Below are 26572 nucleotides of genomic sequence, written 5' to 3' on the forward strand. Positions count from 1 at the left end.
TCCAAACTAGTCTGTCAGGGGGCAATTTGAGCCTAACCTTAGACTATCCTTACTTCGACTCTAAGCGCCTGACGATTGCGTCGATGGCTTACGTATCGTTTGCTCCATGTAGTCTGGCGACATTCCTTTAGTCTTTGTCAAATCAGGAATATCGAACTCTCGAACCAGGAAATATTTTATTGTGCTCGGGGATTGCGTCATATTGTTTATCATGAATCTATCACTCAGATAGAGCTCCAGAAGATCTTCGATGTCGAAGCTGAGGCCCTTTGGTTGCGGGGCAAACCATTCATCCAATAATGCCTTTTCTGATTTCGAAGCAAGTCCGATGCGAAGACGTTTGGCTTCTCTATCAACTTCCTCAAGCCAACCAAGCTCAGCGCGAAGACTTTCTTTGCTCTCACGTGTCTGTTTTAGAGACGTATCACGCTTTTTGGCTTGAGCTTCGGTTTCGCTACCCATTCCCAACATGCGCTTGAAAGATCCATTTTCACCAAAAACCGGTCGCTCCAAACGCTCTTCTTCCTCGGAATAAGCACGGTGTTGCTCACTGTACAACTCCCACAGTCCGCGAAGTCTTTGAATATAAAGACGACGATGGGCGAGAAAGGCATCGGCAGAAACTTTTTTATTGCCAGCCTTGGAAATGTATCGATTACTCGCCTCAATGGCGCTTGTGCCATTAATGTGGTCGTGTAACTCGAAGAAACTGGACACGTATCTATCTTTTTCCTGGAGCTTTGCCATCGAAGGGAAGGGAACTCCGGCACTGTAGGCTGCGCGGTACATATCGTGCAGAGCTGCCATGTGTAGTTCGCGACTGTGAGGGGTACTGTCTTTTTTTAGTCCTCCCCCTACATCAAAACTTGTTCCTGGAACCAAGCGCTCTTCCCAGCGCGGGGTGAGTGATCCAGTGCCAATCAGTCGAGCACGCCTGTTATCCCTGCATTCATGAGCAGCAACTAGATGAAGGGCTGATTTTACAGGGCCCGGCAGACACTCTCCGTCATCGACTTTATTGGAGATTGGCAGCAAAAAATCAAGAACGACAGATGCTTCCATGCTTCTATCGACCGCATCGAACAAACCCGCGAAGATAACTTCAAGTTTTGCGCCTTTGTAGGTAGTAGTACCAGGATCGCACGCTTCGAATATCTTATGAGCAAAGGCTCGCGCCAGTGTTGCGCCATAATCGAATCCGAATATCGACACAGATATTTTCTTGATCGAAATCGGATTTGCCTTTTTCACATCTTCAACGAGTTTTTCGAATCGATTTGTTGCGGCTTCTAATCGAGTATCCACACCAGTTTTGAGTAAGCTAAAAACAACTTCGTCGTCACGGACCGGCGAGATACCTTCGACTGACGCTTTTGCTGCTGCTGTGGCAATCGTGGAAATAATATTCTTCGGTCTTATATTGTTCGTGAGGTTTTCCCACCAGTTTTTTCCCGTCAAAAGGTCCTTGCCAACATCGACAGCCGCTTCTGTAGCGTTATCCTTAGGCAGCTTTGAGACATCATCCTTGACTTTACTCACTGCGCCATTGAGGTCGGCGGAACTGGTAGTTGCGTTTGTTCCTAAAGTAGCGTCGAAAGATGTAGCGAGCCCGGATATGTAGAATTTATGATACTGGTTGGCTGGGTCGGAGGGCGCAGCCGTCTTTTCATGAGGATAGGCAAGAAAAAGCCGTCCAATATTCGTAACTCGGTCCTCTCTTAAGTCATTCTCGAGATTTCGACTGACGCCGTCAAAAAAAAATCCTACGTGAAGAGTTCCTTCACAGGGCAATACCGAACTCTTCTTACCCACCGTGTCCGTGTTTGAACGCGCGCTGATAGCTTGTGCATCAGACAATTTTTTTGGTGTGCTCATGGATGACTTCCTGGTCCGTCAGATGGAGGGTTTGCTGAGTTTTCCGGAGCGTACCTCGTATCCAGGGTCGTGGCAGACCACAAAAGCTCAATCTTGTTTTCGGGGAGAAAATAGACGTGCAATGTATCGTCTCCGGCTTTACGTTTTGGCAGGGGCAACAGAGCCTCATGTCTCTCTATTTTCATGCCCTGGTCCTCCTGAGCTTTTGACATGCTCAGGATCCAAACTAATTTGGCATTTTCTCCGGATATGTCCCAGCAGCAGGTGACGCCTCCGTTTCCACCCCAGTTATCATTTACCCAGTAGCTACCGACAGGTCTGTCCATATAGTTATGAGACGTCAACGCCGCGCCGGGCATTCGGTTTTGGCTATAAATGAAAAATGCTAAAAAAGGGACAGCAATAATAAGGATGCCGATAGATAAGGCTCGGTTCTTCCATCTGCGTTGATTCAAATTATTCAGGCTTAACGACATTGAAAATTTCCAAGGCTCTTTTTCACCAATCGGCTTTCTACGGAAAATTGTTGACTCATTCAGACAACTCCCTCATCACAACCCCAAGCGGCAACTTCTCCCCAACAGCCCGCTCTTTGGCTTTTCCCCACATCGGCCAATTCGCCGGGAACTCGGGGTCCATCAATTGCAGGCTGGCAAACAGGCTGACGTCTTCCGGGTCCGACAAGCCTTCTGCGCGACCTGCGTCCAGCGCCTGCTTGACCTGGTTCAACCGGTCGCCATGGCAGCTACTGGTGAATACCTCTGGCGCGTCTTTTTCCAGTTCGGTGGTCAGGTTGTAGGGCAGGGGATCGACCTCCATGTCCTTCCATAACTTTGCGTCCAGGAAAATCGGCTGGTACTTGCCCGGCTTTTCCAGGTTAAGCCCTTTGAAGCATTGCCACTCATCATCCGCCGCTGGCACCCACCACTCCTGCAACGGGCCGAAAAGCCAGGCATGCCAGGACAGATCGTCGCGGGCGTGGAGCATCGGCAGTACTTCAGGGGCGTAGCTGCGGATCATCAGGACTTCGCCGGCTTCATTTTTTGCCAGCAAGGCATCGCTCAGGTGCGCCGCGAGTTTGTCGGCAGGGCAGTCGGTGCGGATCCAGCTGGCCATGGCGGTGCAGCCGGTGAAGTATTCGTGGGCGAGAAAGGCCTCGAATTCCATGTCGCTGACGTCCACGAGCCATGGGCCGTAGTTGCGCAATTCGGCGAATTCCGATTGAAGCATCAAGGGGCGGCGTGACGGATCGGATTTGAGGAATTGCTGTCGAGCCGGCTCGGAGAGCAGGCCCGCTTCAACGATTGCGAATCTCGACTGTGCGTTTTTATGCGCCTCTACCCAGGCTTTCGCTGCGTCGTCCTTCGTCATCAATTGGCTCCCGATTGCAGGGCCAGTTTTTCCCGCATGGCTTTCTTCAGGCACTCAACGCAGATGCCTTTCGGCGCCTTCAGCTTCGGCACTACGGCCAGCGATTCAGCCTCGATCTTTTGATTCAGCCGGGTTTGCATCAAGCGTCCGGCCTTGTCGAGGGCGGCCAGGCCAGGGATGAAAGGCACAAGGATCTGAATGCCTGAGCCCACACCCGGCGCACCACCGGTGTTGGCCTTCACTTCCGCACCGCTGATGGTCACACCACCCGCATCGACCTTGATGAAACTGCCGCCAGCCTTCGCCGTCAGTTCCATCCCGCCTTCGATCACGACTTTTTCACCAGCGTGGTAGTGAATCTCCGTGCCCGCTTCAACGAACTGACCGGTGCCGACCTTCACATGCTGGGTCACGCCCACGGTCAGGTGATCATTCGCCCGCATCTCACTGACACGATCCAGATGAGTGATGCGGTGCTCTTCAACCTTGAATTCACTTAAAACATTGGCTTCAACGGTGTCATGCCGTTCATTGCCAACCCGAATCTTCTGATCGTGCTCGATGTTTTCATCCCAGTCGCGCTGAGCGTGGATATAGATCTGTTCCGCGCCTTTCTTGTCTTCGATGCGGAACTCGTTGTAGCCCTTGCCGCCTGGTGAACTCAGGGTTTTGAAGGTGCTGCGGGTCTTGTTCGCCGGCAAGTCGTAGGGGACGACGTTTTCCTTGTGGTACAGGCAGCCGGTCACCAATGGCTGGTCGGGGTCGCCTTCAAGGAAGGTCACCAGCACTTCCATGCCGATGCGTGGAATGGCGATGCCGCCGTAGGCTGCGCCGGCCCAGCCGCTGGCGACGCGCAGCCAGCAGGTGGTCTTGTCGTCGGCCTGGCCTTCTCGGTCCCAGTGGAATTGCACTTTCACGCGGCCGTACTGGTCGCAGTGGATTTCTTCGCCGGCGGGGCCGGTGACGATCGCGGTCTGGCTGCCGAGGACTTTTGGTTTCGGGTGTTCGAGGGCAGGGCGGTAGTGGGCGTCCCACGGGGTGGCCACGAAGCTGTTGCGGTAGCCCTGGTGGAAATCGCTCTTGTTGTCGGTGACGTCGCTGGTGACGTTTTCGCCCAGCACTTGCGGCTGTTTGCCTTCGTGGAAGACTTCCAGCAGCAGCCACAAATCGTTCCATTCGGCGCGCGGGTGTTCGGCCAGGGTCATGAAGTGGCCGCTGGTCAGGGTCGGTTCGTCACCTTTGCCTTCGGCGAGTTTGTAGTCGCTGCGATGGCGTTCCAGCGCGCGGGTCGAGAGGAACTTGCCGCGCTCGCGCGTGGTGAAGCGGCCGGGGTAGTCGTAGTCTTCCAGGTCTGGCATGAACGCGGATTTGACCGCGCTTTCGGGCAGGATCTTTGGTTTTTCGAAATCGTAATCGCGGCGGCTGACGCGGCTGGTGCGGGTTTCCAGGCGCAGGTTGAAGCGCTTGATCACCGGTTTGTCGGCGGTCATGCCGGAGTCTTGCTGGTAGTTGACCGGTTTCAGTTTGCGGAACACGGTCTGGTCATCGCCGAACACCAGTTTGTGGCCGCTGCTGCTGTGCTGGAAGTGAAAGTGAATGCCTTCCTCTTCGCACAGGCGCTGGATGAAATGCAGGTCGGATTCGTCGTACTGCACGCAGTAGTCGCGTTCCGGGTATTCGGCGCCGAGCTGGAAGCTGTAGGCGTTGGCCAGGATGCCGCGATCTTCCAGAACCTGGGCAATGATCTTCGGCACGGTGAGGTTCTGGAAAATCTGCTGGTCATGGTTGTGCCGCAGGTAGGCCAGTTGCGGCACCAGGCTCAGGCTGTAGCGGGTCAGGGTCTTGCCGGAATCGCCTTGCTCGATGCGATACACCAGACCATGAATCTTGCCCTCGCCAGTGGCGCCGAAGGTCAGGCAGCCAGGCTTGTGCAGGAGTTCTTCAAGGTTGAGGTCGGGACGGGCGCTGACCAGTTCGAGGTCGAAACGGAACGGCTCGTTGAGGGCTTCGCGACCGGTGAAGCTGAGGACCTGCAGGTCGGCGGAAGCGCCTTCGAGCGTGAGGGTAATGTGGGTAGCATTGGCGTCCAGCATGCCTTGTTTTCCGTCCTTTGGATTAGCGTGGGCGGATGGTGCAGGATTAAACGGCCTCGTTCAAGGCGCAAATGCCGTAGAGGCAGTGGTCCGAACCCATAGGGAAAACCCTTAGGGCCACGGTTTGGCTCAGTAAAACAGGCACTTGCGGACGAACCAATCTGTCGCGAACGCCGAATACCGCGTCCGGGAACAACCAGTCAGTTTCAGACTAAAGTCGCCTGTAGCACGTCAAAGCCATCTGCCATCATTGCCGTTCACCCCCGCGTGTTCACTGCCTCCCGGTTCTTCACTGGTCCGGGACGGGAGCTATTTCTGGTTGTTTGCGCCTTTGCGCAATCGTTGTTCTGTTGGAGTTTTCAATGCGTCCCCCATTTCCCCTCGTCACCCCGCGCCAGTCGCTTGGCTTCGGAGCCTTTGTGCTGTGCGCCGGTTTTACCGCACAGGTCCAGGCCAGCGGTTTTTTCGAAGACACCACGGCGAAGATCGAATCGCGCACGGTGTATTTCAACCGCGATTTCCGTGACGGGCACACCTCGAGTGATCAGGGCGCGTCCAAGCGCGAAGAGTCAGCGCAGGGCTTTATTCTCAATCTGCAATCGGGCTACACCGAAGGCACTGTCGGTTTTGGTATCGATGCGCTGGGTATGGCGGGTTTTCAGCTCGATTCCAGCCCGGATCGCAGCAACAGCGGCCTGCTGCCGTCCAGTGGCGAGAACCCGCGCGGTTCAAAAGGTCAGTACGCAAAAATGGGCCTGACCGCCAAGGTCAAAGTCTCGGATACGGTGCTGAAATACGGCGCGTTGCTGCCGGATCTGCCGTTGCTCAAGTACAACGACGGTCGCCTGCTGCCAACCATGTTCAACGGTACGATGCTGACCTCCAAAGAGGTGAAGGACCTGACCTTCATGGCCGCGCGTCTGGACAAATACACCGCCCGGGATTCGACCGATTCGCAAGACATCCGCGTGCACTGCAAGAACAAGCGTTATGCCTGCAACACCACCGCCGATCATTTCGACATGTACGGCTTCGACTACAAGATCAATGATCGCCTGACCGCGCAGTACCACTATGCCGAGCTGGAAGACATCTATCGCCAGCACTTCGTGGGACTGTTGGCCAATCAGCCGCTGGGTGACGGCGTGTTGAAAGCCGATCTGCGTTTGCTGAAAAGCGCCGACAGCGGCGATGCCAAAGCCGGGTCCATCGATAACCGGGCGCTGAGCGGCATGCTGTCCTACGGCATCAGCGGCCACACCTTCAGCGCCGGTTGGCAGCGCATGAACGGCGACAATTCGATGCCGTACCTGGATGGCAGCAACCCGTACCTGGTGAACTACGTGCAGGTCAACGACTTCGCCGCCGCCCAGGAACGTTCCTGGCAGTTGCGTTACGACTATGACTTTAAGGCGATCGGCATCAACGGCTTGAGTTTCCTGACCCGCTACGTGAACGGCGATCACATCAAGGTGCCGGGCAGCGATCAGGAAGGCAAAGAGTGGGAACGTGACAGCGAGTTGAAATACGTGATTCAGACCGGGACGTTCAAGGATGTCAGCCTGCGGTTGCGTAATGCGACTTATCGCACCAACTACGAGAAGTTCGCCCGGGATGTGGATGAGACCCGGTTGATTGTGAGTTACAACTTTTCGGTGTTGTAACCCACAGGTCGGCGGTGTTTGAACTGACGCCATCGCGGGCTTGCCCACGATGGCGTCCTAAAGGGCACCGAAGGTCAGAGCCAATGCCAGAACCGGCTCCAGAACCCGCGATTCAGATCATCCTTGCACGCTGCGTATTGCTGGCCATACATGTCCGAGCGGTTCTGCACCTTGCGCGCCACCGGCATCAGCCACGCCTTGCTGGCGTAGGTCTTCTGGCGAAAACCGCCCCAGCCTTCGTGGTAGTTGAGGTACTGGTTGTAGGCGTCGTACTTGTACACGCCGTTGATCGAGGTGGTCTTGTCCATGTACCAGCCGACGAAGTCGATGGCGTCGTCGAAGTCTTCGCGATCGGCGCCGTAGCGACCGGTGCTTTTCTGGTAGTCGGACCAGACTTCATCCTTGGCCTGTGCATAGCCGGAGGCCGTCGAAACCCGGCCCCACGGGATCACCCACAACAGGTATTTGCGCGGCGTCTTGGCGTCATAGCGGTAGCCGGACTCCTGATACATGATCGCGAACGGCACCTGGATCGGCACGCCCCAGCGCTTTTGCGTGACTTGCGCCGCGTCGTACCAATCACTCTTTTCGCGGAAAATCTCGCAGAGGTTTTCCGGCGAACGCGGTGGAGATGTTCCGCAACCGGTCAACAGTGCCGCCAATACCAAGAGTCCAACCGTGCGCCCCGAATTCAAAAGCCGTCATCCCGTCGTGCAAAAAAGGGCGCCAGTCTACGCGGTCAGGTCAACTGGTGGCGATAAGGCAAATCCGGACCTGTTTTACTGCATGTAAGGGCGGCGGCCTGTACGGCAAACCTGAGCATGCCGTCGATCTGTTCGCGGCTCAGGTACTGCACGCCTTCCACCGAATCCAGTTCATGTTCGGTCAGCCAGGTGATCAAAGCGGCCTGGAAGGTATCGCCGGCGCCGACGGTGTCGGCAATCTTCACGGAGCTTGCCGGCACCGACCATGAACCGTGGGCACGGCTGAACACGGTCGCGCCTTCGCCGCCACGGGTAAGGAACACCACCTGGCAGCGATGCTGCAACCAGCCTTCGATGACCCGCGCCGGATCCTGCTCGGGATACAGCAGGTTCAAATCCTCGTCGCTGACTTTGATCAAGTCCGCCAACGGCACCAGCGTAGCGATTCGTTCACGCCACAGGTCGATGTTGGGCTCGGGGTTGAGGCGCACGTTCGGGTCGAGGCTGATCAGGCGTTTACCGCTTTCGCGTTGCACCAGCGCAAGCAAGGTATCGGCAACCGGTTGCACCACCAGCGAGAAGGAACCGAAGTGCAAACCGCGCACTTCAGGGCCCAGCGTCGGCAGGTGCGCCTGACTCAACTGCCGGTCGGCGCAACCTTCACCGCGGAAGCTGTAGTGCGGCGAGCCGTTGGCGCCCACCGCGACCATTGCCAGGGTGGTCGGTGCAGCGAAATCCACCAGATAGTCCGGGCGTACACCTTCATCCTGCAGCACTTGCTGCAAGCGTCGGCCGAGGTAGTCGGTGGACAACCCGCCGAACAGCGCCGAATCCACGCCCAGGCGGCGCAAACCCATCGCCACGTTGAACGGCGAGCCACCGGCAATCGCCTTGAAATTGACTTTCGATGCCTGCCCGCCGGCATCGTCTTCGCTGAAGAAATCGAACAGTGCTTCGCCACACACCAGGTACATAGTTGTTTGCTCTTTATAAGGTTGCGACATGCAGTCGATAGCGTTCATAGGCCTGCTGGAACGCCGCGACATTCGCGGCAACCGGCAGGGTTTCACTGTTCAGGTCGAGCTTCACGCAGCGCCGGCACAGATCGGCCAGGGTGTCTTCGTGGCCGTTCGACCACGATTTGCACCACGCCGCCTGAATCGCCGCGCCGAGGGCTGCGGCTTCGCTCTGCTCGGTGCAGATCACCGGGGTGTTCATGATGTCGGCGACGATCTGCCGCCACACCGCGCTTTTCGAGCCGCCGCCGATCAGGCAAATGCTGCGGCTTTGTAAACCATTCTGGCGCAACAGATCCAGTCCATAACGCAGGCCGAAGGTGGTGCCTTCGACGGCGGCGCGGCACAGATTGGCCTGGGTCAGGTTATCGATGGTCAGGCCGTGCAGGCTGCCGGTGGCGTGGGGCAGGGGCGGCACGCGTTCGCCGTTGAGGAATGGCAACATGCTCACGCCCTCGGCGCCGATCGGAGCCTGGGCCACCAAGGCATTGAACGCGTCGAGATCGAGGTTGAACAGCTCGCGGATCGCGCCGGTGGCGTTGGTCAGGTTCATGGTGCAGATCAATGGCAGCCAGCCGCCGCTCGAGGAACAGAAGGTCGCGACCGACGCGTCCGGGCTGACCTTCGGCGCTTCGGCGTAGGCGTACACCGTGCCGGAAGAACCGAGGCTCATGGTGATCGCCCCCGGCTGAATATTGCCGGTGCCGATAGCGCCCATCATGTTGTCGCCGCCACCGCTGGACACCACCGCGTTGGGGTTGATGCCCAGCTGTTCGGCAATGGCAGGAAGGATCGTGCCGACCGCTTGATGGGCGTCGATCAGTTCCGGCAGCGCGGATTGCAGACGACCGCTGGCGTCGATGTCGCGCAGCAGCTGCAAATCCCAGTGGCGGGTGCGCACATTGAAATAGCCGGTGCCGGACGCATCGCCGTATTCGCTGCATGCACGGCCGGTGAGCCAGAAATTCAGGTAGTCGTGGGGCAACAGGATTCGCGCGATGCGGGAGAACACATCCGGATGCTGCTCCTTGGTCCACAACAATTTGGAGACGGTGTAACCCGGCGCGATGACCACGCCGAGGCGTTCCAGCGAGCCTTGTTCACCGCCCAGGTGAGTCAGCAGGCGATCGTTTTCAGGCGTGGTTTCGGTGTCGCACCAGAGCTTGGCCGGGCGCAGGACCTGGCCTTGATCGTCGAGCAGCACCAGGCCGTGTTGCTGGCCGGAAACGCCGATGCCCTGGATTGACTGGCCGTCGACATTCGCCGCCAGTAAAGCGCGGCGGGTGGCGAGGGCGAAGGCTTCCAGCCATTGCGCGGTGTCTTGCTCGCGACGGCCGTTGGCGCCGCTGATCATCGTGTGGGCAGCGGCGCCCTGGCCGAGAACCTGACCGCTGACAGCGTCGAGGATAATGGCTTTGGTGCCTTGGGTGCCGCAGTCGATGCCGAGGAAGAGTTGCTGGGTTGTCATATGCTCTCCACAAAGATCGTTCCCATGCTCCGCGTGGGAATGCCTCAATGGACGCTCTGCGTCCGCTGTTGAATGGGACGCGGAGCGTCCCGGGCTGCATTCCCACGCAGAGCGTGGGAACGATCAGGCGACGAGAATTTTTTCCAGAGTTCGTGTCACGCCTTCTTCACGCAAGCTATTCAGGCACCACTCGAACGCCGCAACAAACTCTGGCGAACGCGGTATCGCCACCCCGAAAATCTCCTCAACCCCCAATAACCGCTCAGTGATCAAAGCATCCTCTGCCACCAACCCCTGACAGAACGCCGCCCGAGGATCCGGAATCGAGTAAGTGTCGCCATTCTCGTCCACGCCCTTCAAGTAAAGTGCCCAAGCCGCCACCACCAATGCCGCGCGTTCGGTCTCGCGTCCATCGGCAATCAACCGATTGATCGTCGGAATCGTGAACTTGGGAAACTTCGACGACCCATCCGAGCAAACACGCTCAAGCTGATCGGCAATCGCCTGATTGGAAAACCGCGCCACCAGCGTGTTCTTGTACTCGGTCAGGTCGATGCCCGGCACCGGCGCCAGTTGCGGGGTTACGTCCAGGTCCATGTAGGCGCGCATGTAGCGCACGAACAGCGGGTCGTTCATGGTCTCGTGAACGAAGCGGTAACCCTTCAAAAAGCCCAGATAGGTCAGCGCCAGATGGCTGCCGTTGAGCAGTTTGATCTTCATCTCTTCGTAGGGTGAAACGTCGTCGGTGAACTGCACGCCGACCTTTTCCCAGGCCGGGCGGCCGTTGACGAACTTGTCCTCCAGCACCCATTGCACGAAGGGTTCGCAGACTACCGGCCAGGCGTCATCGACAGCGTGTTTGTCCGCCAGTTGCAGGCGATGCGCGGTGCTGGTCATCGGCGTGATGCGGTCGACCATGGCGTTGGGGAAACTGACGTTGGCGTCGATCCAGTCGTGCAGGTCCGGATCGAGCAGCGCGGCGAAGGCCAGCAGCGCCTTGCGGGTCACCGCGCCGTTGTGCGGCAGGTTATCGCAGGACATCACCGTGAACGCCGGAGTGCCCGCCGCACGCCGCTTGGCCAGCGCCGCACAGAGGAAACCGAACACGGTTTTCGGCTGTTGCGGGTTCGTCAGATCGTGCTGAATCTGCGGCAGGTGCGCCATGAATTCGCCGTTGCTGTCGTCGATGCAGTAACCGCCTTCGGTGATGGTCAGCGAGACGATGCGGATCTGCGGATCGGCGAGTTTTTCAATCAGCGCCTGGGCGCTGTCCTCGGCCAGCAGCATGTCGCGGATCGCGCCGATGACGCGGACTTCGGTGTCGTCGCTGTCGCCCAGTTCGAACAGGGTGAACAGGTAGTCCTGCTCCTTGAGGTCATCGCGGGCACGGCGGTCCTCGGCGCGCAGGCCGACGCCGCAAATCGCCCAGTCCAGCGCTTCGCCGGTGTTCATCAGCGCGTCGGTGTAATACGCCTGATGCGCGCGATGGAAGCCGCCGACGCCAATGTGAGCGATGCCCTGGCGGGTTTCGCTCAGGCTGTAGGCCGGAAGCTTCACTTCGGCGGCCAGGCGGTTGAGGTTTTGCTTGTTCAGTTTCATCGGGTCAGTCTCGAAATCAGGCGGCTGCGCGTAGCGGGCGGGTCAGCGCCACGCCGTCGGCATCGAACAGATGGCAGTGGGCAGCGTCCAGGTGCAGGTTCAGTTGTTCGCCGTAACGGCTCGCCAGATCACCGCGCACGCGCATGGTCAGGGCTTCGCCGGCGTTGGTCTTGACGTGGCAGAAGGTGTCGCTGCCGAGCCGCTCGCTGACGTCGGCGGTGACTTGCAGGGTGCAGTCGCCCGCTTGCGCCAGTTCCAGATGCTCCGGGCGAATACCCAGGGTCACGGCGCTGCCGACGCTCAGATTCGCCGCGTTGAACGGCAAGTTGATGCGGGTACCGGCGTCCAGCGAGACTTCGCAGCTCGCGCCGTCAATGCGCGCGATCTGGCCTTTGAGAAAGCCCATTTTCGGTGTGCCGAGGAAACCGGCGACAAACAGGTTTGCGGGGTTGTGGTACAGCTCCAGCGGCGAGCCGACCTGCTCTATCTTGCCGCCATTGAGCACCACCACCTTGTCGGCCATGGTCATGGCTTCGACCTGATCGTGGGTCACGTAGATCATCGTGGCTTTGAGGTCCTTGTGCAGGCGCAACAGTTCCAGGCGCATCTGCACCCGCAGGGCGGCGTCGAGGTTGGACAGAGGCTCGTCGAACAGGAAGATTTTCGGGTTGCGCACGATCGCCCGGCCGATGGCCACGCGCTGACGCTGGCCGCCGGAGAGCTGTTTCGGCTTGCGTTCCAGCATCGGCCCCAGTTCGAGGATGCGCGCCGCTTCGCCGACTTTCTTCTCGACTTCGGCTTTCGGCACGCCGGCCAGGTCGAGGGCGAACGACATGTTTTTCTTCACGGTCATGTGCGGGTACAGCGCGTAGGTCTGGAACACCATCGCCAGATCACGCTTGGCCGGGCTGACTTCGGTGATGTCTCGTCCGTCCAGTTCGATGGTGCCGCCGCTGACTTCTTCAAGACCGGCGATCAGTCGCAGCAGGGTGGATTTGCCGCAGCCCGACGGGCCGACGAACACCACGAATTCCTTGTCGTTCACCTCAAGGTCGATGCCCTTGATGATGGAAAAACCTTCAAAGCCTTTTTGCAGATTCTTGATTTTCAGGTTGGCCATGGTGGCGCTCCTCATGCGAATTCTTATTTGACGGCGCCGAACGACAGGCCGCGCACCAGTTGTTTCTGGCTGATCCAGCCGAAGATCAGGATCGGCGCGCAGGCCAGGGTCGAGACGGCCGACAACTTGGCCCAGAACAAGCCTTCGGGGCTTGAGTAGGAAGCGATCAATGCGGTCAGCGGCGCGGCTTTGGACGAAGTCAGGTTCAACGACCAGAAGGCTTCGTTCCAGCACAGGATCAGCGACAGCAGCACGGTCGACGCGAGGCCGCCCTTGGCGATCGGCAGCAGCACGCGGAGCATTTCCTGAGCCAGGGTGGCACCGTCGAGGCGGGCGGCTTCGAGGATGTCTTTGGGGATGTCCTTGAAGTAGGTGTAAACCATCCAGACCACGATCGGCAGGTTGATCAGCGTGTAGATCACGATCAGCGCGATGCGCGTGTCGAGCAGGCCGAAACTCTTGGCCAGCAGGTAGATCGGCATCAGCACGCCCACCGGCGGCAGCATCTTGGTGGAGAGCATCCACAGCAGCGTGCCCTTGGTGCGCTGGGTTTCGTAGAACGCCATCGAGTAGGCCGCCGGCACCGCGATCAGCAGGCAAAGAGCCGTGGCGCTGAAGGAAATCACCACCGAGTTCCAGGCAAAACTGAAGTAATCGCTGCGCTCGTTGATGTGCAGGTAATTCTCCAGCGTCGGCGTGAAGATGAACTGCGGCGGTGTGGCGAAGGCATCGATTTCGGTTTTGAAACTGGTCAGCACCATCCAGAAGATCGGGAAGAAAATGATGATCGCGATGGCCCAGGCCAGCGTGCCGAGCAGCAGGCTTTGCAGCCGGCGGGATTGTTGAAGAGTCATGGCAGGCCTCAGGCTTTGTCAGTCAGGTTTTTGCCGATCATCCGCACCAGAATGATCGCGGCGATGTTGGCGATGACCACGGCGATCAGGCCGCCGGCCGAGGCCATGCCGACGTCGAACTGCACCAGCGCCTGGTTGTAGATCAGGTAGGCGAGGTTGGTCGAGGCGTAGCCCGGGCCGCCGTTGGTGGTGGTGAAGATTTCGGCGAACACTGATAGCAGAAAGATGGTTTCAATCATCACGACTACCGCAATCGGCCGCGCCAGGTGCGGCAAAGTCAGGTGCCAGAAGATCGCGATCGGGCCGGCACCATCGAGGCGGGCGGCTTCTTTCTGTTCCTGGTCGAGGGACTGCATGGCGGTCATCAGGATCAGGATCGCGAAGGGTAGCCATTGCCACGAGACAATGATGATGATCGACAGCAGCGGGTAGTGAGCCAGCCAGTCCACCGGTTGCGCGCCGAACAGTTTCCAGATGTAGGCGAGGATCCCGGACACCGGATGGAAAATCAGGTTCTTCCAGATCAGCGCACCGACGGTGGGCATGATGAAGAACGGCGAAATCAGCATCACCCGCACGATGCCGCGACCGAAGAATTCGCTGGCCTCCAGCAGCGCACTGATCAACACGCCGAACACCACGCTGATCAGCAGCACGCTGCCTACCAGCAGCAACGTGTTGGTGGCGCCGGGCATGAAGCCGGAGTCGGTCAGGAAGTAGGTGAAGTTTTCCAGCCCGACGAACTCGTTGGTGCCCGGGTCGAGCAGGTTGTAGCGGATCATCGAGAAATAGACGGTCATGCCCAGCGGCACGATCATCCACAGCAGCAACAGGGCCACCGAAGGGCTGACCAGAAACCAGCCGGGATTGGCCACGCGGCTTTTGCGCCGGGGCTGCGACAGGTCGATGTGGGCTTTGGCAGTTGAAGTATTCATGGTGATCACAACCGAGTCATACAGACCTATGGAGATCCCCTGTGGGAGCGAGCAAGCTCGCTCCCACAGGGGCAGGAGCAGCTTTTCGCAGGATTACTTCGGATAACCCGCGCGCTTCATCTCGCGTTCGGTGGTTTGCTGCGCGGCGGTCAGTACCTGGTCGACCGTGGTCTGGCCGATCAGCGCGGCGGAGAACAGCTTGCCGACCTGGGTGCCTACACCCTGGAATTCAGGAATGGTTACCAGCTGGATGCCGATGTAAGGCACAGGTTTGAGGGTCGGTTTGCTCGGGTCGGCCGCTTTCAGCGATTCCAGCGTGACCTTGGCAAACGGCGCGGCGCTCATGTAAGCGTCACTGTAGGTCGAGGCACGGGTGCCCGGCGGAACGTTGGCGATGCCGTCGGTCTTGGCGACCAGTGCGCCGTACTCTTTTGAGGTGGCCCAGGCGCTGAATTCTTTGGCGGCGTCTTTGGCCTTGGAACTGGTCGGAATCGCCAGTGCCCACGAGTACAGCCACGCCGAGCCTTTGTCGGTGACCTGATGCGGCGCGTAGGTAAAGCCGACGTGATCGGCGACCTTGCTTTGAGTCTTGTCGGTAACGAACGAACCGGCGACGCTGGCATCGACCCACATTGCGCACTTGCCGCTGTTGAACAGGGCGAGGTTTTCGTTGAAACCGTTGCTGGAGGCGCCCGGTGGGCCGGATTTCTTCATGGTGTCGACGTAGAAGTTCAGCGCGTTCTTCCACTCCGGATCGCTGAATTCGGGTTTCCACTGCTCATCGAACCAGCGTGCGCCGTAGGCGTTGGCGACGGTGGTGATCAACGCGATGTTTTCACCCCAGCCAGCCTTACCGCGCAGGCAGATGCCGTACTGTTCCTTGTCCTTGTGGGTGAGTTTTTCGGCGAAGCCGGCGATCTGTTCCCAGGTCGGACGCTCGGGCATGGTCAGGCCGGCGTCCTTGAACAGGTCGGTGCGGTAGTAGGTGATGGAGCTTTCGGCATAGAACGGCAGGGCGTACAGCGAACCCTTCACCGACAGGCCTTCGCGCACCGACGGAAATACATCGTCGAGGGCGTAGCTGGCCGGCAGATCCTTCATCGGTTCGAGCCAGCCTTTTGCACCCCAGAGTGCGGCTTCGTACATGCCGATGGTCAACACGTCGAACTGACCGCCCTGAGTGGCAATGTCGGTGGTCAGGCGCTGACGCAGGACGTTTTCTTCCAGCACCACCCAATTGAGCTTGATGTCCGGATGCTCGGTCTCGAAGGTTTTCGAGAGCTTTTGCATGCGGATCATGTCGCTGTTATTGACGGTGGCGATGGTCAGGGTCTGGGCGCCAAGGCTGACGCTGCTGAGGGTCATGCAGGTGAGGGCCAGCAGAGCTTTTGCAGTGGGTTGCATCGTGCACTCCTTTTCTGCACCCGGCGGGGGCAGAAGGACAGTTATTGTTTTTGTGTTCTTCCAGCGGGGGAAGAATGTGCACTGATTACAGCCTTCTGACGCAGGGCTGACAAATCATCCCTAGCACTTGAATCGATACTTTTTTGCACTCGGGATTGGCGCGGCAAACGCAGGGAAGGGCGTTTCAGAAGGACGGCCGGCATGAATCCGTACAGGTTTTCCGGCGTCAGCCGTGGTTTTGCTCGGTCAGGCGTTGCACCACCAACCGCCGATAATGCGAAGGCGTCATGCCTTTGAGCTGCTGAAAACGCCGATTGAAATTGGAAATATTGTTGAAGCCCGACTCGAAACACACCTCGGTCACCGGTTTGTCGCCGTCCGCCAGCAGTTCGCAGGATTTGCTGATACGCAGGCGATTGACGAATTCGATGAAGTTGCGCCCGGTGGCCTGCTTGAACACCCGACTGAAATAGGTCGGCTTCATGCCCAGGTGCTCGGCGACTTCCTCCAGCGGCAACTCGCGGGCGTAGTGGGCGAAGATGTAATCCACTGCGCGGTTGGTGCGGTCGATGTTGTGCTCGTCGGCCAGTTGCGGGGTGGTCGCGCCGGACAGCAACTGGTAGTCGTCGCAGGCCGCCAACAATTCCATCAGGATGAAAAAATGCCCGAGGCGGGTGATGCCGTTTGAATCGGCGATGCGTTGCATCAGGGTCATGGCTTGGCGAATGGTGTGCGGGGAACGGAATTCGATGCCGTACTGCGCACGCTCGAGCAGCGGCGCCAGGGTCTTGAGTTCGGCGAATACCTGATGGCCGCTTTCAAACAGCTCATCGGTGAAGTTGACCAGCATGTCGCGTTTCTCGACCACTTCGTCTTCGGCCACCTGGCTGATCCAGTTGTGCGGCAGATTGGGGCCGGTCAGGAACAGCGTCTGCGGGTAGAAATTGCCGATGTAGTCGCCGATGAACACCTTGCCCGAACTGGCGACGATCAGGTGCAGCTCGTATTCCTTGTGAAAGTGCCAGCGCACCAGCGGGCAGGGGAAACCATGCTGGCGATAGATGATGGACAACCCGTTGTGGTCATCCATCAGCTCGTAGGAGGGATCGGTCACGCGAGCGGTTCGGGTCATGGCTGAGTGCTTTTCTTGTTATCGCCTGACGATCATGCCTCGTTTTCCGTGCTTAGCACCAGTGTGCGGCTTCGACAGCGCTTTGAATCACTGGTGTGATTAGATTTTTCTACGGGCTTTTGCAAGGTTGGCCGTTCGGCAGAATGAAACGATCCGACTATTTTTTATGAAGTCGAAATTAATGATGCTGCATCGCTGCGCCCATTCAGTTTTGTCCGGATCAAACCAGTTATCCAGCTCATCAAGGATGCGTAGGGGGCCGATAATGCCATAACAGGTCGCGCTTAGTGACCAAGGCCTCCCACCGGGTGGAGCTTTCATGACACTTTTAATGTATTGATAAAGATCATCGACGCTGACCATTTCTTTATTGATCCACGAGTGCGGGATCCTGTCGCAGAAATACCTGCGATCGAGTTGGTGGTGATAGGGGGCTGCCACTAATAATCGTTGCAAAGGACTCGCGGCTTTTAGCTCGTGCAACGCAAGATGCCTGTTTTCTACAGGAATTATTCGATCGCCAAGTTTTTTGAGCAGGGTGTCGTTGAACAGCTGGTAATCAAATTCGTCTGAACCTTTGTTGAGTTCATGAAAGTCCAGAATAATAAATTCATCTCGATTTCTTTCAAGAAACGATTCGATCTCGATTACCAGATCACCTAAATGGCGTGAAGACAGATATCCGCTGTGCTGGAACTGGAATTTCTTCATGTCGTCCGCTTTGGCGTAGTACCCCAGACGGAGGTCAAGTGCCCGGGCGCCACGGTTGAGTTGGGCATAGATCGGCACATCCTGACAAGCTATCCAGGTTTCAGCCAGAGGCACTGCATAAGATGCTTCACGGTCACAGCCGGCATTGTGAGCACCCGGCAAAGTCATCTCCGTAAGAGACAGGTCATCGATCGCCGGCGTGGCAGCCATCCAATTGTGAAGCTCAAAGTTATTATCCAAAAAATTATTCATCTATACATGCCTGCAAGTTTTTAATGGCGCCGACTTTGAAAGGTGATGGCGCTTGCAGGATGTTTATATTGTTTGGGGGTTTAAGTGGCCACTCATTATTTAATTCAGGTTGTTGGTTGTTGTTTGTGCTTGTTTCGGAGGTGTGCTTACTTGTTCAGGTTCTTCGCCTCGATCCATTGCGCCATGTATTGCGTGCTCTTGTGAGCGTGATGTCGCAACATGCCGCCCGTAAAGTTGCTGAGTCTCAGTTTTGCAATATTCTTGCGACATTCCTGCAGTTTATTGATCAGCGCCTGGCCATGGACCGCTTGCTGATAAATGTCCTTGAGCAGGGTATTGCCCTGAGACTGGGCAACTTGCCAACGGACTTCGTCGCGATAAAGTTGTACCGCGGCATTCGCCAGGTCCTGCGCCGTGCGGCAGACCGCGCCAGGCCACGGCTGATCGGTGTGCATGCCTTCCGCGCCAATAGGGGTAGTGACGCTGGGGGTACCGCAGAGCATGGCGTCGATCAGTTTTCCCTTGATGCCCGCACCGAAACGCAGAGGGGCCAGGCAAATACGTGCATCGGACATGACCTGCAACGCATCCTCTGCCCAGTTCATGATGTGAAAACCCTGCGCAACATTGTGCAACGCCGCTGCCTTGGGTGGCGTGTAGGCGCCATAAACATGCAGTTGGGCTTTTGGCAGTTGTTCGCGAATCAACGGCCAGACGGTCGATTTCATCCACAAGACCGCATCCCAGTTCGGCGCATGACGGAAATTGCCGATACTGAGGAAGTGCGCACGCTCTTCGAAGGGTTTCGCAGGTGTGCTGGGCGCTTCGACCATCAAGGGACACCAGTGCAACAGCTCGCGCGGCAGTTTGAACTGCTGCACCAGCAACTCGATTTCCACCTGCGAGATCATCAGGTTCAGGTCGCAGCGATACAGCGCGGCAATCTCGCGTTTTGCCAGATCGGTGTCAGCCATCAGCTCGAACTCTTCGGCCAGCGCCGGCGCAAACAACTGATTGAAGTCGTTGGCATCATCGCTGTGCTTGAGCCGGTCCTTCAATCGCTGGTGCCGGGCATGCCGCAGGCTTTGCAGATCCGAGGTTTCCAGAACACGCAACGCGTCGGGGCAGTGTTTTTCTACCCGCCAGCCGAATTGTTCTTCAATCATGAATTGATCGAAGAGCACGATATCCGGCGCCAGCTCGCTGATGAAGGTGTCGAAACTGCTGCTGTTCAGCTCGATCGGGACCGTATGGATTCCCAGCGAGCCCAAATCGGCCGGATGTTCGCCAACACCGGCAGGGCTGGCAAAGGTGATTTGCCAACCCTGGCGCAGGAACGTTTCGAGAATTTGCATCACATGCCCGCTTGCCGCAGAGGAACGAGGTTCCGGCCAGACGTAACCAATGACGAGGACTTTGGTTGCGGGCTGACTCATGAGAAACGGTTCCTGGAACGAAGTGACGGAAAAAAGGCGCGCGGATTAGACCATAACCCAGGCGTCGGGTGATCCGTTTTTATCGGGTTTGCATCGGACGAGGGCGAGGGAGAAGGCGATCGACAGGGCGTGTGAAAGCTTCATTCAGACATTGAAGTCTCGTGCTCAGGATTGCCCGAGAACGGCTTTGACCTTGTCTCGCAGTTGATCAATGGAAAATGGCTTGCCGATCACATGCATGTCCATCGGTACTTCAATGGTCTCGGCATAACCGCTGGCAAACAGAATCGGCAGTGTGGGGCGAATATTGCGGGCTTCGGTGGCCAGTTGACGGCCATCCATGATCGGCAAGCCGACGTCGGTCATCATCAGGTCGATGTGCTGATTCGTATCCTTGAGGATTTCCAGCGCCTGCTCGCTGCCATCTGCCTCCAGAACCTTGAACTCCAGCTCCTCCAGCACATCGACGATCAGCATGCGCACGATGGCATCGTCTTCTACTACAAGGATGGTGGACTCAGGGCTGGACATAATGGCGGCTCTCAAGAATGGGGGACGGGGCGCCGGTCGATCAAAAATGCCGGGCTCTTGCATGAGTAAGTGGCGCATAGCCACAAGTTCCCGACGGCATACAAAAAAAGGATAGGCGCAAACGGGCGGGCAAGGATAACTGTTGGGCCGCGATTCGGCGTAGGCAAATGTAGGAAAACAGTACTAAAGCTGTGAGAAAAATGGATCCATGGTGCCGTTTTGGGGCAAACTCCCTGGTTTTCAACAGTTCGACAAGGCTGCCACATGTCCTCTCCGTCTTCGGTTGATGAGCAACGGTTTCGCAAACTCCTGACCCGCAACGTCAGTTTGCCGTTGGGCGTCGGCGTCATCAGTGCCGTGTTCTTCATTTCATTGATCACCTATTTGTTGTCCGTGATTCAGTGGGTGGAGCACACCGACCGGGTGATCAATAACGCCAACGAAGCGGTGAAACTCACCGTGGATCTGGAAACCGGCATGCGCGGGTATCTGCTCAGCGGCGACGAGCACTTCCTCGATCCGTACGAGACGGCCAAGCCCCGGATTGCCGTGGCACTCAACACGTTGCTTGAGCTGACTGCCGACAATCCGGCGCAAACCGATCGCCTGCGTCGACTTCAGGCGCTGCAAACCGAGTGGGCGACGTATGCGCAATCGATGATCGATCTGCAACGGGCCAGTGGCGATTACAAGTCGGCGGTCAAAGCGGGGAAGGGCAAGCGCCTGACCGATGAAATACGTAAACAGTTCGAAGATGTGATTGAAACCGAGCAGTTGCTGCGCGCCTCGCGCAACGAGGACGTGCGCCGCACCACGGTCTGGAGCATCAGCCTTTATCTGCTGTTCGTGGCCGGCATCAGCGGTCTCTTGGCCTATGTCGGTCGACGCGATCTGCTCAACCTTTCGCAAAGTTATGGTGCGACCCTCGCGGCGCAAGAGGCCAGCGCCCTTCGTCTGGAACAACAAGCGTGGCTGCGCAACGGTCAGACTCAGCTGGCAGAGCAGGTGCTGGGGCAACTGACGCTGAATCTGCTGGGGCGCAATATCCTGCAATTCTGCGCCCAGTACCTCGGCACCGCCGTGGCCGCGTTGTATGTGCGCGAGGAACATGGCGGCCTCAAACGCGTGGCGACTTACGGATTCTCCCGCGAACAGGAACAGCAGAATCAATTGATCTACAGCGATGAAGGCCTTGTCGGACAGGTCGCACAGCAGGCTCGGCTGCTTCGTCTCGATTCAGTGCCGTCCGACTACTTCAAGGTCAGTTCCGGTCTGGGCGAAGGCCTGCCGCACAGCGTGCTGGTGGTACCTACCAGTGATGACGAGCGGGTCAACGGCGTAATCGAGCTCGGTTTCCTGCGTCCGCTCACCGACCGTGATGTGGCGCTGCTGGAACTGATCGCCGGCAATATCGGCACCTCCATCGAAGCCGCGCGCTATCGCCAGCGCTTGCAGGAAGTGCTGGCTGAAACCCAGCAACTCAATGAAGAGTTGCAGGTGCAGCAGGAAGAGCTGAAAACCGCCAACGAAGAGTTGGAGGAGCAATCGCGGATTCTCAAGGAATCCCAGGCGCATCTGGAAACCCAGCAAGTCGAGCTGGAACAGACCAACGAGCAACTGGCCGAACAGGCCCAGACCCTGGCCGAGCAGCGCGACGCCATGGACCAGAAGAACACCGAGCTCAATCTGGCCCAGGTGCAGCTCGAAGAGCGCGCCGAAGAGTTGCAGCGCTCGAGCAAGTACAAATCCGAATTCCTGGCCAACATGTCCCACGAGCTGCGCACGCCGCTGAACAGTTCGCTGATCCTGGCCAAGCTGCTGGCGGAAAACCCGCAGGACAACCTCAGCGCCGAGCAGGTCAAGTTCGCCGAGTCGATCTACTCTGCCGGCAACGATCTGCTCAACCTGATCAACGACATTCTCGACATTTCCAAGGTGGAAGCCGGCAAACTCGAAGTGGTGCCGGAAAACACCAGCGTCGCGCGCCTGGCCGACGGCCTGCGCAGCGTCTTCGAACCATTGGCGGCGGACAAGAAACTGACGTTCACCGTCGAGTTGCAGCCTGATGCGCCGATCACTCTGTTTACCGATCGCCAGCGTCTGGAGCAGGTGATCAAGAACCTGCTGTCCAACGCCGTGAAATTCACCGAACAGGGCACGGTCAGCCTGACCATCGCCGGCCAGCCGGACGATCGCATTGCTTTCATCGTGCGCGACTCGGGGATCGGGATTGCGCAGGATCAACAGGAAAGCATTTTCGAAGCCTTCCGCCAGGCCGACGGCACCACCAACCGCAAATATGGCGGCACCGGGTTGGGGCTGTCGATTTCCCGGGATCTGGCGACGTTGCTGGGCGGTTCAATCAGCGTCAGCAGCGCGCCGGGGCAGGGCAGTGCCTTCACCCTGGTGTTGCCGCAACAATACCGCGAGCCGGGCGACGCGCCGGTCGCGCCGCTGACGTTCAGCCCGCCCGCTGCCGCTCCGGTCATTGCATCCGCCGTGACGGTTTCGCCGCTGGCCTCTGTCGACATTCCGCGCTTCAACGATGACCGCAATAAAGCGCCGTTCGATACCCGCTGCATTCTGGTGGTGGAAGACGAACCGAATTTCGCCCACATCCTCTATGACCTGGCCCATGAACTGGGCTACCAGTGCCTGGTCGCGCACGGGGCGGATGAAGGTTATGACCTGGCGCAAGAGTTCGTGCCGGACGCGATCCTGCTGGACATGCGCCTGCCAGACCATTCGGGCCTGACCGTTCTGCAGCGTCTGAAGGAAAACGCTCAGACCCGGCACATCCCCGTGCACGTGATTTCCGTGGAGGACCGCGTTGAAGCGGCCATGCACATGGGCGCCATCGGTTACGCAGTCAAGCCGACGACTCGCGAAGAGCTCAAGGACGTGTTCGCCCGTCTCGAAGCCAAGCTCACGCAGAAGGTCAAACGTGTGCTGCTGGTGGAGGACGACGATCTGCAGCGGGAAAGCATTGCCCGCCTGATCGGCGACGACGACATCGAAATCACCGCTGTAGGCCTGGCGCAGGACGCACTGGAGCTGCTGCGCACGACGATTTTCGATTGCATGGTTATCGATCTGAAGCTGCCGGACATGCTTGGCAACGATCTGCTCAAGCGCATGTCCACCGAGGACATCTGCTCGTTCCCGCCGGTCATTGTCTACACAGGGCGCAATCTGACCCGCGACGAAGAAGCCGAACTGCGCAAGTACTCGCGTTCGATCATCATCAAGGGCGCACGGTCGCCTGAACGTCTGCTGGATGAGGTCACACTCTTTCTGCACAAAGTCGAATCGCAGTTGTCCCATGAACGGCAGAAGATGCTCAAGACCGCCCGCAGCCGCGATAAGGTCTTCGAAGGACGCAAGGTGCTGCTGGTGGACGACGATGTACGTAATATTTTCGCCCTGACCAGTGCGCTGGAAACCAAGGGTGCAGTCGTGGTGATTGGCCGAAACGGTCGCGAAGCGATTGAAAAACTGAATGAAGTCGAGGACATCGACCTGGTGCTGATGGACGTGATGATGCCGGAAATGGATGGTTTTGAAGCCACCATGGAAATCCGCAAGGATCCGCGCTGGCGCAAGCTGCCGATCATCGCGGTGACGGCCAAGGCCATGAAGGACGATCAGGAGCGCTGCCTGCAGGCGGGTGCCAATGATTACCTGGCCAAGCCCATTGACCTGGATCGCCTGTTCTCGCTGATTCGCGTGTGGTTACCCAAGATGGAACGCATTTAGTGGAACGTAGTAATTCCGTTGAGCGGAACAGTGAAATCGAACTGCGGTTGCTGATCGAGGCGATTTATCTCAAGTACAGCTACGATTTTCGCGATTACTCCGGCGCCTCGATCAAGCGCCGTGTGCAACATGCGTTGAACCAGTTCGAGTGCGCGACCATCTCGGCCTTGCAGGAGAAAGTCCTGCATGACCCGACGGCGTTCATGCAGTTGCTGCAATTGCTGACGATCCCGGTCAGCGAGATGTTCCGCGATCCATCGCACTTCCTGGCGATCCGTCAGGAGGTGGTGCCGCTGCTCAAGACCTATCCGTCGATCAAGATCTGGATCGCCGGTTGCAGTACCGGTGAGGAGGTCTACTCGATGGCGATCCTGCTGCGCGAAGAAGGCCTGCTTGATCGTACGATCATCTACGCCACCGACATCAACCCGCGTTCGCTGGACAAGGCCAAGCAGGGGATCTTTTCGATGGAGAACGTGCGAGCCTATACGGCCAACTATCAGCAGGCCGGCGGTCAGCGCTCTTTCGCCGACTACTACACTGCGGCGTACGGCTACGCGATTTTCGACAAGAGCCTGTGTGAAAACGTGACGTTCGCCGATCACAGCCTGGCGACCGATAGTGTATTCTCCGAAACTCAATTAATTTCATGTCGTAACGTGTTGATTTATTTCAACAAAAAACTTCAGGATCGAGCGTTCGGGTTGTTCCATGAATCGCTGTGCCACCGTGGCTTCCTCGTGCTGGGCAGCAAGGAAACCCTGGATTTTTCCGGCTATTCCAACCAGTTCGAACCGCTGGTGAAACAAGAACGGATCTACCGCAAATCATGAACAGTGCAGCGGATTTGCCTCGGGTCGAGGCGATTGTGGTCGGGGCTTCCGCCGGTGGCGTCGAGGCCTTGCTGACCATGCTTGGCTCGCTGCGGGCCGGGTTCGGTCTGCCGATCATCATCGTGCTGCATTTGCCGGAAGAGCGCCGCAGCCAGCTCGCCGAGGTGTTCGCCCGGCGGCTGGCGCTGCCGGTAGCAGAAGCCATCGATAAACAGGACATCACGCCCGGCACCGTGTACTTCGCGACGCCGGGTTATCACCTGTCGGTGGAGCAGGACCTCAGTCTGTCGCTGAGCCTTGAAGACCGCTTGCACCATTCGCGGCCTTCGATCGATTTCCTGTTCGAGTCCGCCGCTGATGCCTATGGGCCGGCGCTGGCCGCAGTGCTGCTGACCGGCGCGAACCACGATGGCGCGCGAGGCCTGGCGCAAGTCAAACGCCTGGGCGGGCTGACCATCGTGCAGGACCCCGACGAGGCGCAGGTCGCCACCATGCCTCGCGCGGCACTGAAAACGCATCAACCGGATTACATCCTTCCCATACACGGCATCGGCCGTCTGCTTGTCGAGCTGGAACGAATCGCATGCTGAGTAATATCCAGGCAAAACTGCTGATCGTCGACGATCTGCCCGAGAACCTGCTGGCCCTCGAAGCGCTGATCAAACGCGAAGACCGCACCGTCTACAAAGCGCTGTCGGCGGACGAAGCGCTGTCGCTGCTGCTGCAACACGAGTTCGCCATGGCCATCCTCGACGTGCAGATGCCCGGCATGAACGGCTTCGAACTGGCCGAATTGATGCGCGGTACCGAGAAAACCAAAAACATTCCAATCATCTTCGTCAGCGCCGCTGGCCGCGAACTCAATTACGCGTTCAAGGGCTACGAAAGCGGGGCGGTGGACTTCCTGCACAAGCCGCTGGACATCCATGCGGTAAAAAGCAAGGTGAATGTCTTTGTCGATCTGTACCGCCAGAGCAAGGCGATGAAGCAACAGGTCGAAGCGCTGGAGCAGAGCCGTCGCGAACAGGAAGCGCTGTTGCAGCAACTGCAAAGCACCCAGGGCGAACTGGAGCAGGCGGTACGCATGCGTGACGATTTCATGTCGATCGTCGCCCACGAAGTGCGCACGCCCCTTAACGGCCTTATCCTCGAAACCCAACTGCGCAAGATGCACTTGGCCCGGGACAACGCTGCCGCGTTCACCCTCGACAAAATGCACGCGATGGTTGACCGCGACGAGCGCCAGATCAAAAGCCTGATCCGGCTGATCGAGGACATGCTCGACGTCTCGCGGATCCGCACCGGCAAGCTGTCGATTCGCCCGAGTCGCTTCGATCTCGCGCAGTTGGTGAGCAACTTGCTGCAAAACTTTGCGCAACAGATCGAGGCGGCGGAAACCACCGTTTCCTTCGAAGCGGAGAGTCCGGTCGAAGGCTGCTGGGATGAGTTTCGCATCGAACAGGTGATTTCCAACCTGCTGACCAATGCCTTGCGTTATGGCGGTAGAAGCCCGATTCAGGTGCGCGTCTATCGCCAGGGCAACCAGGCACGTGTCGAGGTCCAGGATCACGGCATCGGCATCAGCGAGGAAAATCAGAAACGTATTTTTCAACAGTTCGAACGCGTCTCCGCCAAGACGGTGGTGGCCGGCCTCGGACTGGGTCTGTTCATCTCCGAACAGATCGTCGCCGCCCATGGCGGCTTCATCGTCGTCGAAAGCAAGATCAACGAGGGCGCCCTGTTTCGCGTTTGTCTGCCGCTCCAGGAAAACGGCGAAACAAACGCAACCTCTGAGTGACCGCACGGTCGTATCAGCAG

Annotated in this window: 21 protein-coding genes; 5 read left to right on the plus strand and 16 right to left on the minus strand. The window is 58.1% G+C overall.

What is annotated here, in order from left to right; translation table 11 throughout:
• Nucleotides 1–60: 60 nt before the first annotated feature.
• The 4 genes from BMZ46_RS28110 to BMZ46_RS28125 are packed head-to-tail and all read right to left on the minus strand — an operon-like array spanning nucleotide 61 to nucleotide 5339.
• The gene (locus tag BMZ46_RS28110) at nucleotides 61–1875 is read right to left on the minus strand and encodes a DUF2235 domain-containing protein (protein ID WP_074690669.1); all 1815 of its coding nucleotides are present in this window, start codon (nucleotides 1873–1875) and stop codon (nucleotides 61–63) included.
• A complete protein-coding gene (locus BMZ46_RS28115) occupies nucleotides 1872–2351 on the minus strand; it encodes a DUF3304 domain-containing protein (protein ID WP_074690668.1) in 480 nt (159 codons plus the stop codon). Before BMZ46_RS28115 ends, BMZ46_RS28110 begins: the two co-directional genes overlap by 4 nt.
• 55 nt (nucleotides 2352–2406) lie before the next feature.
• Nucleotides 2407–3300, minus strand: a complete 894-nt coding sequence (locus BMZ46_RS28120; RefSeq protein WP_139184873.1) for a DUF4123 domain-containing protein — start codon at nucleotides 3298–3300, stop codon at nucleotides 2407–2409.
• Nucleotides 3246–5339, minus strand: coding sequence for a type VI secretion system Vgr family protein (locus BMZ46_RS28125; protein WP_074690666.1), 2094 nt, complete (start codon nucleotides 5337–5339; stop codon nucleotides 3246–3248). The genes BMZ46_RS28120 and BMZ46_RS28125 overlap by 55 nt, the downstream gene beginning before the upstream one ends.
• A 362-nt stretch (nucleotides 5340–5701) precedes the next feature.
• Between BMZ46_RS28125 and BMZ46_RS28130 the strand changes: the two genes are divergently transcribed.
• Nucleotides 5702–7003 (plus strand): OprD family porin, encoded by a 1302-nt coding sequence (locus tag BMZ46_RS28130; RefSeq protein ID WP_074690665.1) that lies wholly within the window; start codon nucleotides 5702–5704, stop codon nucleotides 7001–7003.
• A 74-nt stretch (nucleotides 7004–7077) separates the two neighbouring features.
• Here BMZ46_RS28130 and BMZ46_RS28135 read toward each other — a convergent pair whose 3' ends face one another.
• The 12 genes from BMZ46_RS28135 to BMZ46_RS28190 all read right to left on the minus strand — a co-directional run bounded on the left by BMZ46_RS28135 (nucleotide 7078) and on the right by BMZ46_RS28190 (nucleotide 20165).
• Nucleotides 7078–7698: a transglycosylase SLT domain-containing protein gene (locus BMZ46_RS28135; RefSeq protein ID WP_074690664.1), complete on the minus strand. Its 621-nt coding sequence runs from the start codon at nucleotides 7696–7698 to the stop codon at nucleotides 7078–7080.
• 44 nt (nucleotides 7699–7742) lie between these two features.
• Nucleotides 7743–8681 carry a carbohydrate kinase family protein gene (locus BMZ46_RS28140; protein WP_074690663.1) on the minus strand — a complete coding sequence of 313 codons (939 nt, stop codon included), beginning with the start codon at nucleotides 8679–8681 and terminating at the stop codon, nucleotides 7743–7745.
• A 13-nt stretch (nucleotides 8682–8694) separates the two neighbouring features.
• Complete coding sequence (gene xylB / locus BMZ46_RS28145) at nucleotides 8695–10191, minus strand: xylulokinase (protein ID WP_074690662.1); 1497 nt, start codon at nucleotides 10189–10191, stop codon at nucleotides 8695–8697.
• Nucleotides 10192–10314: 123 nt separating this feature from the next.
• Nucleotides 10315–11790 carry a mannitol dehydrogenase family protein gene (locus tag BMZ46_RS28150; RefSeq protein WP_074690661.1) on the minus strand — a complete coding sequence of 492 codons (1476 nt, stop codon included), beginning with the start codon at nucleotides 11788–11790 and terminating at the stop codon, nucleotides 10315–10317.
• A 16-nt stretch (nucleotides 11791–11806) separates the two neighbouring features.
• The gene (locus BMZ46_RS28155; RefSeq protein ID WP_039768248.1) at nucleotides 11807–12910 is read right to left on the minus strand and encodes an ABC transporter ATP-binding protein; all 1104 of its coding nucleotides are present in this window, start codon (nucleotides 12908–12910) and stop codon (nucleotides 11807–11809) included.
• A 23-nt stretch (nucleotides 12911–12933) separates the two neighbouring features.
• Nucleotides 12934–13764 (minus strand): carbohydrate ABC transporter permease, encoded by an 831-nt coding sequence (locus tag BMZ46_RS28160; protein WP_007957423.1) that lies wholly within the window; start codon nucleotides 13762–13764, stop codon nucleotides 12934–12936.
• 8 nt (nucleotides 13765–13772) lie between these two features.
• Entirely contained in the window at nucleotides 13773–14699 is a 927-nt protein-coding gene (locus tag BMZ46_RS28165) for a carbohydrate ABC transporter permease (protein ID WP_039768250.1), read from the minus strand.
• A gap of 93 nt (nucleotides 14700–14792) precedes the next feature.
• Nucleotides 14793–16103, minus strand: a complete 1311-nt coding sequence (locus BMZ46_RS28170) for an ABC transporter substrate-binding protein (RefSeq protein ID WP_074690660.1) — start codon at nucleotides 16101–16103, stop codon at nucleotides 14793–14795.
• A 226-nt stretch (nucleotides 16104–16329) separates the two neighbouring features.
• The gene (locus BMZ46_RS28175) at nucleotides 16330–17235 is read right to left on the minus strand and encodes an AraC family transcriptional regulator (RefSeq protein WP_039768255.1); all 906 of its coding nucleotides are present in this window, start codon (nucleotides 17233–17235) and stop codon (nucleotides 16330–16332) included.
• A 99-nt stretch (nucleotides 17236–17334) separates the two neighbouring features.
• Nucleotides 17335–18198, minus strand: coding sequence for a phosphatidylinositol-specific phospholipase C domain-containing protein (locus BMZ46_RS28180; RefSeq protein WP_074690659.1), 864 nt, complete (start codon nucleotides 18196–18198; stop codon nucleotides 17335–17337).
• Nucleotides 18199–18344: 146 nt separating this feature from the next.
• Entirely contained in the window at nucleotides 18345–19634 is a 1290-nt protein-coding gene (locus BMZ46_RS28185) for a glycosyltransferase (protein ID WP_039768262.1), read from the minus strand.
• Nucleotides 19635–19799: 165 nt separating this feature from the next.
• Nucleotides 19800–20165, minus strand: a complete 366-nt coding sequence (locus BMZ46_RS28190) for a response regulator (protein WP_074690658.1) — start codon at nucleotides 20163–20165, stop codon at nucleotides 19800–19802.
• Between the two features lie 264 nt (nucleotides 20166–20429).
• On the opposite strand from BMZ46_RS28190, the gene BMZ46_RS28195 reads away from it, so the two are divergent.
• The 4 genes from BMZ46_RS28195 to BMZ46_RS28210 are packed head-to-tail and all read left to right on the plus strand — an operon-like array spanning nucleotide 20430 to nucleotide 26552.
• Nucleotides 20430–23921: a response regulator gene (locus tag BMZ46_RS28195; protein ID WP_039768264.1), complete on the plus strand. Its 3492-nt coding sequence runs from the start codon at nucleotides 20430–20432 to the stop codon at nucleotides 23919–23921.
• Complete coding sequence (locus tag BMZ46_RS28200; protein WP_074690657.1) at nucleotides 23921–24754, plus strand: CheR family methyltransferase; 834 nt, start codon at nucleotides 23921–23923, stop codon at nucleotides 24752–24754. Before BMZ46_RS28195 ends, BMZ46_RS28200 begins: the two co-directional genes overlap by 1 nt.
• On the plus strand, nucleotides 24751–25344 hold the full coding sequence (locus BMZ46_RS28205) for a chemotaxis protein CheB (protein WP_039768269.1): 594 nt from the start codon (nucleotides 24751–24753) through the stop codon (nucleotides 25342–25344). The genes BMZ46_RS28200 and BMZ46_RS28205 overlap by 4 nt, the downstream gene beginning before the upstream one ends.
• Entirely contained in the window at nucleotides 25338–26552 is a 1215-nt protein-coding gene (locus BMZ46_RS28210; protein ID WP_039768271.1) for a hybrid sensor histidine kinase/response regulator, read from the plus strand. The genes BMZ46_RS28205 and BMZ46_RS28210 overlap by 7 nt, the downstream gene beginning before the upstream one ends.
• The last annotated feature ends 20 nt before the right edge of the window (nucleotides 26553–26572 follow it).

It is taken from the genome of Pseudomonas sp. NFIX49 (assembly GCF_900115915.1).
Classification (GTDB): domain Bacteria; phylum Pseudomonadota; class Gammaproteobacteria; order Pseudomonadales; family Pseudomonadaceae; genus Aquipseudomonas; species Aquipseudomonas pharyngis.